The sequence below is a fragment of the Falsiroseomonas oryziterrae genome (assembly GCF_021864505.1).
Taxonomy (GTDB): domain Bacteria; phylum Pseudomonadota; class Alphaproteobacteria; order Acetobacterales; family Acetobacteraceae; genus Falsiroseomonas; species Falsiroseomonas oryziterrae.
Window position 1 is genome coordinate 1 of record NZ_JAKJIB010000127.1, and the last position, 10206, is coordinate 10206.

Here is a 10206-nt window from a genome sequence, read left to right on the forward strand (position 1 = left end):
CGGCGCCGACCTCTCCGCCGTGGAACTGGCGCGGGAGCCGGCGGCGGGGGCCGCGATCATGCTCGACCGCACGCGCCACGACCTGCGCGGGCAGGGCTTCGCCGCGCTCCGCATCGCGCCGCGCGACGCGGTGCGCATCCCGCGCGGCTTCGCGGACCGGGAGGTCGGGCCGGTCACCCTCGCCGGCGAGGTGGCGCGCCCCGGCGTCTACGACATCCGTCGCGGCGAGCGCCTGTCCGAGCTGCTCGCCCGCGCCGGCGGCCTGACCGCACAGGCCTATCCCTACGGCACCGTCTTCACGCGGGAGAGCGTGCGGCTGCGCCAGCAGGACGGCTTCGCGCGCGCCGCGCGCGACGTCGAGACCTCGCTGCTTTCCGTCGCGGCGGGCCAGGCGAACATCGCGGGGCCGGGCGGGCCCGGCGACCTCGGCGGGCTGGTCCATGCGGGGCGGGAACTGGCGAACACGCTGCGCGCCGCGCAGGCCGCCGGGCGCATGGTGGTGGAGGCGAACCCGGTGGTGCTGGCCGCGCGCCCCGACCTCGACGTGCTGCTCGAGCCGGGCGACCTGATCGTGGTGCCGAAGCGGCCCAACGAGGTGACGGTGGTCGGCGCCGTGCTGAACGCCGGCAGCCTGCAGTTCCAGCCGGACTGGCGCGCGGCGGACTATGTCCGCGCGGCCGGCGGGACGCAGCGCTTTGCCGATGGCGCGCGCGCCTTCCTCGTGCTGCCCAACGGGCAGTCCGTGCCGTCCGCGGTCTCGGGCTGGAACGGCGGCGGCGGGCCGGCGGTGCCGCCGGGCAGCCTCGTCGTCGTGCCGCAGGACCCCTCGCCCTTTGAGACGCGCGGCCTGATCCGCGACCTGACGGCCGTGCTGACGCAGGCGACCGTCTCCGGCGCCGCGCTCGCCGTCATCTCGCGCGAGTTGCGGTGATCCCTTCCAACTCCTCGGGCGTCGCGGCGATGCGGCGCTCGCGCAGCCAGGCCGAGACGCCCGGATCCGCGCTCCACACGCAGAGCGGGATCGCGAGCATCATGCCGAGCGTGAAGGGCAGCGCGAGCAGCAGCGCGGCCCAGGACACGCCGGCGAAGACCAGCGTCAGCGCGACGCCGATCGCCGTGTGCGGCCACAGCAGCCGCGCCGCGTCCGCCCAGGCGATGCCGCGGTCGGCGCGGTTCTGCGGCGCCCAGCCCGTCCGACGGCCGAAGGGCAGCGTCGCCAGGAACATCGCCTTGTTGAGCGTGGAGAGCGGCTCGAAGAGCTGCATGAAGACGAACTCGGCCAGCGCGCCTTTCGCGAAGGCCACGCGGCCGCCATAGCGCGCAGCCACGTCGCGGCGAAGCAGCGCCTGCGCATACCCTGAGAGCTTCGGCGCGAAGTAGCAGAGCCAATGCGCGAAGACCGCGAGCGCGAGCGCGCCCATCGGCGTCGCCGCGCCCCAGCCCGTCGCCGCGTTGACCGCCGCCAGCAGAAGCATCGCCGCATAGAGCGGCGCGCCGAGGAACAGCAGGATCGCCTGCAGCAGCTGGAGCCGTCCCATCGCGGTGAAGTTCGGCAGCTTCAGCAGCTGCCAGTACTGCATGTTCCCCGCCCCCCAGCGCTCGTCGCGGCGGAGGAATTCCGGCATCGCGGGCGGATTGGCCTCGAGCGATCCGTCCTCCTCCGGCAGGCAGCGCACGCGCCAACCGGCCGCCTGCAGCCGCACGCTCTCCACCATGTCGTGGCTCAGGATGCGGCTGCCGTCGGCCAGCGGTTCCAGCCGCGCGTGCCGCCGGAATGGCTCGCAGCGGATGATCGCGTTGTGGCCCCAATACGGCCCGGCATCGAGCTGCCACCACGCCTGCCCGGTGGCCCAGCTGCGCATGCCCGCGCGCATGCCGAACTGGAACAGCCGCGGGAAGGCGGCGGTCGCCGGACGCCCGACGATCAGCTGCTGCACGATGGCGAGGTCGGGCTCGGCCTCCATGATCGCGACGAGGCGCAGCACGGCGCGCGGCGTCATCACGCTGTCGGCGTCGAGGGTGATGAAGAACGTCGCCTCTCCCGCATGGTGGTCGAGGAAGTCCATCACGTTGCCGGCCTTGAAGCCGGTGTTCTGCGTGCGGCGGCGGTAGTGGACATGCGCATGGCGCGCCGCGAAGTCGCGCACCGCCACCTCCTCCGCCGCCGCGGCCCCCGGCTCCTGCGTGTCGGAGAGCAGCCACAGCCGGAAGCGGTCGCCGGCCCCCTCTGCCGCCAGCCCGTCCATCAGCCGCCCGAGCGGCGGCAGCACGGACTGCATGTCCTCGTTGCGGATGCAGACCGCCAGCGCGGTGACGCCGCGCGGCGGGCCCGGCCGGGCGCGGCGCAGCGCCGGCAGCACGGCGCCCGGCGGATCACGCGAGCCGAGCAGGAGAACAAGGCCCAGGATCGAATTCGCCGCCGACAGCGCCGCCCAGGGCACGGTCAGCAGCGCGCAGAGCAGGATGAGCCACTCGATCGCGTTGACGCCGCCGGGCGCCAGCGCACGCCAGGTGAGCCACAGCAGCAGCGCCGCGATCGCGGCGACGAGGCCGCCGAACAGCGTGCGGCGAAGGACGACGTTCTCGGTCACGGGCGATGGATGCGGTCGGATCGTGGCGCCCTTGCGGCGGGCCGGGCAAAGGCAGGTCAGGGCGAGAGCGGCACGCCGCCCAGCGCCAGCAGATAGGCCGCCACCGACAGCGCGGTCCAGCCCAGCGCGCCCGCCCAGACCATCCCCGCGCCCGCCCCGAGCAGCGCCAGCAGCGGCAGCGCCTGCATCGCATGGATGGACAGGAAATGCGCGACGCGCAGGTCGCCGCCGTCGCGCGACCAGAAGAAGGGCGCGAGGTTCGCGGCGTCCGACGCCGTGCCGCCGACCTTCGGCGTGCCGAGCCCCGAGATGGACGCGCCCGAGACGCCGCCCAGCACGCCGCCGATCACGAGCCCGAGCCCGACCGCCAGCCGCCACGGGCGCGGCTGCGCCGGATCGCCGCGCAGCAGCACCAGCAGGCCGAGCAGCGCGGCCAGCGCCACCAGCGTCACGGCGCCCGCGCCCATCAGCGAATACATGACGCCGCCGAGCGCATCCCCGGCGAAGTGACTCAGCACGCCGAGCGCCGCCCGCAGCGTGATCCAGCCCTGCTCGAATCCCGCCGCGCCGAGCGTGCCCCACAGCACCGCCCGCGCCGCGATCCCCTCCCGCGCTGCGGGCGCCAGCACGCCCCAGGCCCAGGCGAGCGTCCAGCTCCAGGCGACGAAGGAAGCCGCGAACTTCGCCGGCTTCACCCAGACCGACACGCCGTTCAGCGTCCTCGGGTCCAGCGCCATGCCGATCACGCAGGCGACGGTCAGCGCCAGCATCGCCCAGCCGAAGCGCGCCAGTTGCGGCTGGCGCGCATCGAGTTCGGCCAGCAGCGGGCGGTCGGGACGGATCGCGATGGCGTTCATGCGCGAGCCTCCTTCACGAACGCGGCGCGCAGGCCGAGGAACAGCAGCAGCCCGACCGGGCCAGCCAGGAAAGTCGGCGGCAGGCAGAGCCGCACCAGCCACGGGTTCATCCCCTCCGCCGCGCCGCGCCGGCAGATCCAGGCGCCGATGAAGAGATCGAAGGCGAGGTAGTGCACCCAGCCCGCGAGCAGCACGCCCTCGGTCCGGAACAGCGCCGCGACGCCGGCCAGCGAGGAGAACCCGCCCTCAGCCCCCGGCGCGTGGATCGCCAGCAGCACGGCGTAGACCGCGGCGAGCAGGACCGGGATCGCCAGCCCCGCGAGGTGCCAGTGCACGACGCGCAGGCGGGGCGCGACCAGCAGCGCCAACCAGCCGGCCATCGCCAGCATGTTGGCGGCGGAGAAGACGGTCTCGAGCGGCACGTGGCACCTCACGAACTTTCCAGCGGTCAGTTTATACGCCGCGGCATCTGACCATTGTCAAGTTCTATCCATGGCGCCAGGATGCCGCCATGTCCGTCACCCCCAAGCCGGAGGGCCGCCACCACCACGGCGCGCTGCGCCAGGCCCTTCTCGATGCGGTGGCCGAGATCGTGCTGGAGCGCGGGCCGGAGGCGGTGAGCCTGCGCGAATGCGCGCGCCGGGCCGGCGTGTCGCATTCCGCCGCCGCGCCGCATTTCGGCGACAAGCGCGGCCTGCTGACCGCCTTTGCGACCGAGGGCGAGGCGCGCCTGGCGCAGGCGATGGAGGATGCGCTGGCGACCCTGCCGGCGACGGCGGCCCCGGCGGCGCGCCTCGCCGCGACGGGCCGCGGCTACATCGCCTTCGCGCGCGCCAACCCCGCGCATTTCCGCCTGATGTGCCGCACCGACTTGATCGACCGCGAGGACCCCGGCTGGTGCGAAGCGGCCGGTCGCGCCTTCGCGCTGCTGTCGGATGCGATGGCGGCGCTGCAGCCGGGGATGGATGCGCGGGCGCGGCGCGCGCGGCTGGCGCTCGCCTGGTCGGGCGTGCACGGCTTCTGCGCGCTGCGCGCCGAAGGCTCGGACGGCGGGCTCTGGACGCCGCAGGTGGCGGACGACCTCGTCGCGCTTCTGGTGGCGGCCTGCGCGGCGCCGATCAGAACCCCGTCAGCAGAAGGTCCAGTGCCTTCGTGACGGCGTCACGATGCGCTTCGAGATTGGCGACGGGGCGGCCGAGTTCCCGCTTCGGGACGGCTGCGAGGTATTGCGGGAAGAGCAGGTGCGGCCCGTCCTCCAGCACGAAGCGCGGATTGAGATCGCGTGAGGGTGGCGGCGCATCCGCTTCCGGCAGCAGCGGAATCACGACGCGCGTCGAGAGGTGGTCGTGCATCCTGTGCTGGACGTCGAGCAGGTAGCCCCGGCCACCCTGCGCGCGGAAGAGGTCGAAGCGCGCCACGCGCTCAGAACATCCGGTGCTTCGCGAGCGGCAGGCCGTGCTTCTCGACCCAGGCGTTCTGCGCGTCCATCGCCGCGCGGTTGTCCTCCTGCCACCGGCGCTGCTTCTCGGCGCGGATGGCGTCCTGGACGGCCTTGGCGGCGATGGCGTCAGGGTCGAGGCCGAGGGCGCGGGCTTCGGTGGCGAAGGGGGCTTGGGTTTCGGCGAAGCCCTGTCGAGTTGACTCCGCAGAAAAAAAATCTGCCGGGCCTACTGCCCCTGACGTCGCCCTCGCCAAAACGGTCATCTGCGCGGGTCGTGGGATCCTCTCGCCCTTAACCCATCTGCTCATGGCCTGCTGACTCACACCGCAGCGGCGAGCGAGCTCTGCCTGCGAAACGCCATGCCTCTGGAGCCAATCCGCAAGCGTCATAGCGGCTGGCTACACCAAATTGGCGAAATCGACAACTAAAACGTTGTAGTCCGCGCGTCGCGCTACGCCGCCACCCGCCGCAGCCACGCCCCGTAGAGCCGCGGCCCCAACAGCGCCAGCAGCGCCACCACCAGGATCGCCAGCGACACCGGCCGCGTGACGAAGGTCGTCCAGTCGCCCTGGCTGATCGTCAGCGCCTGCCGCATCGCCTGTTCCGCCATCGGGCCCAGGATCATGCCGATGATCACCGGGGCCACCGGGAAGTCGAAGCGCCGCATGAACATCGCCACGATGCCGATGCCGTAGAGCAGGATCAGGTCGACGACGGAATTGCTGATCCCGTAGGTGCCGATCGTGGCGAAGACCAGGATGCCGGCATAGAGCTGCGGCTGCGGGATCTTCAGGATGCTCGCCCAAAGCCCGACCAGCGGCAGGTTCAGCACCACGAGCATGACGTTGGCGACGAACAGGCTGGCGATCAGCGTCCACACCAGCTCCGCCTGCGTCGTGAACAGCAGCGGCCCCGGCTGGATGCCGTAGGACTGGAAGGCGGACAGCATGATCGCCGCCGTCGCGCTGGTCGGCAGCCCGAGCGTCAGCATCGGCACCAGCACGCCGGCCGCTGCGGCGTTGTTCGCCGCCTCCGGCCCGGCCACGCCCTCGATCGCGCCGGTCGTGCCGAACTCCTTCTGTGCCTCCGGCGTGGCGAGCTTCCGCTCGGCATAGTAGCTCAGCATCGTCGGCATCTCGGAGCCGCCGGCCGGCATCACGCCGAACGGAAACCCGAGCCCGGCGCCGCGCATCCAGGGCCAGAAGCTGCGCCGCCAGTCGCCGCGCGACATCCATATGCGGCCGACCGGCCGCACCTCCGCCTTGCCTTCCGCATGCCGCCACGCGAGGTGCAGCGTCTCTCCCACTGCGAAGAGCGCGACGGCGACGAGCACCACGTTCACGCCGTCGAGCAGCTCCGGGATGCCGAAGGTCAGGCGCGGCTGGCCCGTCTGCAGGTCGATCCCCACCAGCCCGAGCAGCAGACCGAAGAACAGGCTGGTCAGCCCGCGCAGCGCGCTGCCGCCGAGCACCGCGGAGACGGTGACGAAGCACAGCACCATCAGCGAGAAGTACTCGGCCGGCCCCAGCTGCAGCGCGAGCTCGACCACGACGGGCCCGAGGAAGGCGATGCCCAGCGTGCCGACCGTGCCGGCGACGAAGCTGCCGATCGCCGCGGTGACCAGAGCCGGCCCCGCGCGCCCGTTCTTCGCCATCCTCGCGCCTTCCAGCGCGGTGATGATGGAGCCGGACTCGCCAGGCGTGTTCAGCAGGATCGAGGTGGTCGAGCCGCCATACATCGCGCCGTAGAAGATCCCGCAGAACAGGATGAAGGCGCCGGTCGCGCTGACGCTGAAGGTGATCGGCAGGAGCAGCGCGATGGTCAGCGCCGGGCCGAGCCCCGGCAGCACGCCGATCGCCGTGCCGAGGAAGCAGCCCAGCAGCGCCCAGCCCAGGTTGGCGAGCGTCAACGCGTTGCCGAAGCCCATCGCAAGGCCGGACAGCGTTTCCATTAGCTGGCCCTCAGGCGGCGGGCGCCGCCTCCGGCGGCTTGCCTTGCGCGCCGCAGACATGCTGCGCCCGGCGATGCGGACAGTCGCGGCGCGGGGCCGCGTTCGCGGCCCGGCTGGCTGCGGGGTCCCGTCACTCCGGCGCTCCGAACACCAGGGCCTCGACCACGCCGGCGCCGATGTTCACGCCCAGCAGCTTCACGAACAGCGCATAGGCCGACAGCGAGACGACGAAGGCGATGACGAGGTTGCGCAGATGCGCCCGGCTGCCGAAGGCCGCCGCCACCAGCGCGAACTGCACCGTCGCCGCCGCCGTGAAGCCGAACGGCCCGATCAGCGCGACATTGGCCAGCAGCCCGGCGAGCAGCAGCCCCAGCGCGCGCCAGTTCGTCGGCGTCGCCTCCTGCAGCTCCTCGATGTCACGCGACCAGCCGCCGCGCAGCGCGCTCGCCGTCAGCAGGCCGCCGAGCAGCACCAGCCCGGCGGCGACCACATAGGGCACCGCCTTCGGCCCCACCTGCCCATACAGCGGCGACACGGGAACGACGGAGGCCTGCCACGCCGCCACCACGCCAAGGCCGAGGACGAACAGCGCCGCGCCGAGATCGGCATGGTCGCGGCGCTTCACCCCCCGTGCCCCCGCGTCAGCTGGCCAGGCCGATGTCGCGCAGCACCTGCTCGGTGTCGGCCTGGTCGCGCGCGAGGAACTGCTCGAAGGCGGCGCCGGTCAGGAAGGCGTCGTCCCAGCCCTGGCGCTGGACGATCTCGCGCCACTGCGGCGTCGCATGCAGCGTCGTCATCCAGTCCGTCAGCGCCTGGCGCTGCGCCGCGCTGATCCCCGGCGCGCCGAACACGCCGCGCCAGTTGCCGATGACGATGTCCATGCCGGATTCGCGCAGCGTCGGCACGCCGTCGAGGCTGCGCGTCTCGCCGGTGGTGGCCAGCGCGCGCATCCGTCCGGCGCGGATCTGCTCGGCGAATTCCGACACGCCGGAGATGCCGGCGCGGACCTGCGCACCGAGGATGGCCGCCTGGGCCGGCCCACCGCCGGCGAAGGCGACGTAGCTGCCTTCGCGCGCATTCCGGCCGAGCAGCTTCAGCATCAGGCCGAGCGTGATGTGGTCGATGCCGCCCGCGCTGCCGCCGCCGATCGCGACGGCTCCGGGGTTCGCGCGCAGCGCATTGGTGAAGTCGGCCAGCGTGCGGAAGTCGGAATTCGCCGGCACCACGATCACGCCGGGCTCGGTCGTCATCCGCGCGATCGGCGTGACGTCCTTCAGCCCGACCGGCGTGCGGTTTGTGATCACCGCGCCGACCATCACCGCGCCGCCGATCATGATCGCGTCGCCGCGGCCGCGCCGCTGGCTGACGAAGCGCGGCAGCCCGACCGTGCCGCCGGCGCCGCCGACATTCTCGAACTGGAAGCTGCCGACCAGGCCCGCGGCGCGCGACGCCTGCTCGATCGCGCGGCCGAGGCCGTCCCACCCGCCGCCCGGACCCGCGGGCACGAAGACGAACATGCTGGGGAAACGCTGCTGCGCCGCAGCCGGGCCGGACATCGCTGCGGTTGCGGACAGACCGGCGGCAGCGGCAATGATGGTGCGGCGACGAATGCTCATGGTTCCTCCCTCGAATCCCGCTGCGCGAGACATTGCTTCCAACCTAGGCCAGCGCCGGCAGCCGCGCAAACCGGACGGTCCGCCGCAAGGCGGGCGAACTCGCCCGCCAGTCTCGCCCGGCGGTATCGGCTCGCCTCATGCGATCGGCCGAGGCGATCGACCGACCGCATGAGGCGCCGCGGCCACGCTGCCGCCCCGAACGCGCGAACGGCATCGCAACCCGCCGCGAGCCGCTTGTCGCCCGCCATCGCACCGCAGCATTCTCCGCGCGAGGACGAGGATTCATCCCGACATGACGCCCCTTCGCGCTTCCGGGCCGCTCGCGCTCGCCGCGCTGCTCGCGGCGTCGGCCTTCTGGCCGGCGGCCGCCCAGCAGCCGGCGCAGCAGCCGCCGGCCCGCGAGTTCACGGTGCAGAACGAGACCGACCTGGTGCTGCGCGAGCTCTACGCCGCGCCGCCCAACGCGGCCGAGCGCGGGCCGGACCGGCTCGGCGCCGACATCGTCGCGGTCGGCGCCACCTACCGGGTCCGCCTCGGCCGCACGCGCGACTGCACCTTCAACGTGACCGCGGTCTTCGCGGACGGGACGGAGGTGACGCGCGCGCGCGTCGACATCTGCCGCAACCCGCGCCTGGTCTTCGGCGACCCCAGCCTGCCCACGCTCCAGGCGGAGGTGCTGAACCGCAGCGGCGTGCTGCTGCGCGAGCTCTACGCCGCCCCCGCCCAGCCCGATGCGCCCGCCGACCGCGCCTGGGGCCCGGACCGCCTCGGCGCCTCCGTCATCCCGCCCGGCGAGAGCTTCACGCTCCGCATGCGCACGCGCGACTGCGCCTTCGACCTGCGCGCCGTCTATGCCGACGACCGCGAGGAGGTGGCGCGCGGCCTCGATCTCTGCGCCACGCGCCAGGTCGCCTTCGACCGCGCCGGCATCCCCCGCCTGCCGGCGCGCGAGGTGACGCTGGTGAACCGCCACCTCGTCCCGGTGCTGGAGGCCTATCTGTCCGCCAGCACCGACAGCGACTGGGGGCCCGACCGGCTCGGCACCTCGATGCTCGCCGTCGGCGACGAGGCGACGCTGCGCATGGAAGGCGGCTGCGAGGCCGATATCCGCATCGTCTTCCCCAATGGCGGGGCGGAGGAGCGGCGGGCGTTGGACATCTGCGAGACCGACCGCATCGTGCTCCGCCCCGGCTGGACGGTGGCCGACACGGCGGGCGACGGCGACATGGACGGCCCGATCGCCTCCGTGCTGCGCCTGCGCAACGCCGGCCCGCTGCCGATCGTGGAGCTCTACACCGGGCGCCCCGGCGGCCCGCGCGGCGACGACCGGCTCGGCGCCGACATCCTGCCGATCGGCAGCGTGCTGGAGGTCGAGCCGGTGGACCCCGACGCCTGCGCCGCCGACCTGATCGCGGTGTTCCGCGACGGGCGCGAGGTGGCGCGGCCCAACGTGGACCTGTGCTCGGGCGAGGAGATCGTGCTGCGATGATCAGGCTTCTCGCCGCCGCGCTGGTCGCGCTGCCGCTTGCCGCCCAGGCCCAGGCGCCTGCCGCCGGCCCCGCCCCTGCCGGCGTGCCGGACGCTCTGCGCGGCGCCTGGTTCGCCGGCGACTGCGCCGATCCGCAGGCGATGCTCGTGCTGACCAGCCGCGCCGCCGCGCGCGTGGACGCCGAGGAGCCGGGCCGGCTCTACCGCTTCTCCGCGCTGCGCGAGGCCGCGGGCTACACGCTCGGCACCGCCGTCGGCGCCC

At 73.3% G+C, this 10206-nt stretch carries 12 protein-coding genes; 4 read left to right on the forward strand and 8 right to left on the reverse strand.

Annotation, left to right across the window (positions count from 1 at the left end):
* On the forward strand, nt 1-931 hold a 931-nt coding region (locus tag L2I40_RS11980), incomplete at its 5' end, for an SLBB domain-containing protein (protein WP_237215187.1).
* On the opposite strand, the gene mdoH is transcribed toward L2I40_RS11980, so the two are convergent.
* From mdoH to L2I40_RS11995, 3 genes are read right to left on the reverse strand one after another with little or no spacing between them, the layout of a single operon-like run.
* Nucleotides 909-2591 (reverse strand): glucans biosynthesis glucosyltransferase MdoH, encoded by a 1683-nt coding sequence (mdoH, locus tag L2I40_RS11985; RefSeq protein ID WP_237215188.1) that lies wholly within the window; start codon nt 2589-2591, stop codon nt 909-911. The two genes, L2I40_RS11980 and mdoH, sit on opposite strands and share 23 nt — an antisense overlap.
* Nucleotides 2592-2647: 56 nt before the next feature.
* On the reverse strand, nt 2648-3448 hold the full coding sequence (locus tag L2I40_RS11990) for a hypothetical protein (protein WP_237215189.1): 801 nt from the start codon (nt 3446-3448) through the stop codon (nt 2648-2650).
* Complete coding sequence (locus tag L2I40_RS11995) at nt 3445-3870, reverse strand: ABA4-like family protein (protein ID WP_237215190.1); 426 nt, start codon at nt 3868-3870, stop codon at nt 3445-3447. The genes L2I40_RS11990 and L2I40_RS11995 overlap by 4 nt, the downstream gene beginning before the upstream one ends.
* Nucleotides 3871-3959: 89 nt before the next feature.
* Here L2I40_RS11995 and L2I40_RS12000 point away from each other — a divergent pair, with 89 nt between their 5' ends.
* Nucleotides 3960-4604, forward strand: a complete 645-nt coding sequence (locus L2I40_RS12000) for a TetR/AcrR family transcriptional regulator (RefSeq protein ID WP_237215191.1) — start codon at nt 3960-3962, stop codon at nt 4602-4604.
* Here the strand turns inward: L2I40_RS12000 and L2I40_RS12005 are convergent.
* The 5 genes from L2I40_RS12005 to L2I40_RS12025 all read right to left on the reverse strand — a co-directional run bounded on the left by L2I40_RS12005 (nt 4567) and on the right by L2I40_RS12025 (nt 8456).
* The gene (locus tag L2I40_RS12005) at nt 4567-4866 is read right to left on the reverse strand and encodes a CcdB family protein (RefSeq protein ID WP_237215192.1); all 300 of its coding nucleotides are present in this window, start codon (nt 4864-4866) and stop codon (nt 4567-4569) included. The genes L2I40_RS12000 and L2I40_RS12005 overlap by 38 nt on opposite strands.
* 4 nt (nt 4867-4870) lie before the next feature.
* Nucleotides 4871-5278: a type II toxin-antitoxin system CcdA family antitoxin gene (locus L2I40_RS12010; protein WP_272910958.1), complete on the reverse strand. Its 408-nt coding sequence runs from the start codon at nt 5276-5278 to the stop codon at nt 4871-4873.
* 62 nt (nt 5279-5340) lie between these two features.
* A complete protein-coding gene (locus L2I40_RS12015; protein ID WP_237215194.1) occupies nt 5341-6840 on the reverse strand; it encodes a tripartite tricarboxylate transporter permease in 1500 nt (499 codons plus the stop codon).
* Between the two features lie 130 nt (nt 6841-6970).
* Nucleotides 6971-7465 carry a tripartite tricarboxylate transporter TctB family protein gene (locus L2I40_RS12020; protein WP_237215195.1) on the reverse strand — a complete coding sequence of 165 codons (495 nt, stop codon included), beginning with the start codon at nt 7463-7465 and terminating at the stop codon, nt 6971-6973.
* Nucleotides 7466-7481: 16 nt separating this feature from the next.
* Complete coding sequence (locus L2I40_RS12025; protein WP_237215196.1) at nt 7482-8456, reverse strand: Bug family tripartite tricarboxylate transporter substrate binding protein; 975 nt, start codon at nt 8454-8456, stop codon at nt 7482-7484.
* Between the two features lie 292 nt (nt 8457-8748).
* On the opposite strand from L2I40_RS12025, the gene L2I40_RS12030 reads away from it, so the two are divergent.
* Together L2I40_RS12030 and L2I40_RS12035 are read left to right on the forward strand one after the other, a co-directional pair.
* Nucleotides 8749-9945 carry a hypothetical protein gene (locus L2I40_RS12030; RefSeq protein WP_237215197.1) on the forward strand — a complete coding sequence of 399 codons (1197 nt, stop codon included), beginning with the start codon at nt 8749-8751 and terminating at the stop codon, nt 9943-9945.
* The coding region (locus L2I40_RS12035) for a hypothetical protein (RefSeq protein WP_237215198.1) at nt 9942-10206 on the forward strand (265 nt) is incomplete at its 3' end. The genes L2I40_RS12030 and L2I40_RS12035, both read left to right, overlap by 4 nt.

Bases quoted from the DNA above. Each gene is read 5' to 3' on its own strand.
- L2I40_RS12030 (WP_237215197.1), top strand. From the start codon at position 8,749: ATGACGCCCCTTCGCGCTTCCGGGCCGCTCGCGCTCGCCGCGCTGCTC.
- L2I40_RS12025 (WP_237215196.1), bottom strand. From the start codon at position 8,456: ATGAGCATTCGTCGCCGCACCATCATTGCCGCTGCCGCCGGTCTGTCC.
- L2I40_RS11990 (WP_237215189.1), bottom strand. From the start codon at position 3,448: ATGAACGCCATCGCGATCCGTCCCGACCGCCCGCTGCTGGCCGAACTC.
- L2I40_RS12000 (WP_237215191.1), top strand. From the start codon at position 3,960: ATGTCCGTCACCCCCAAGCCGGAGGGCCGCCACCACCACGGCGCGCTG.
- L2I40_RS12010 (WP_272910958.1), bottom strand. From the start codon at position 5,278: ATGACGCTTGCGGATTGGCTCCAGAGGCATGGCGTTTCGCAGGCAGAG.
- L2I40_RS12015 (WP_237215194.1), bottom strand. From the start codon at position 6,840: ATGGAAACGCTGTCCGGCCTTGCGATGGGCTTCGGCAACGCGTTGACG.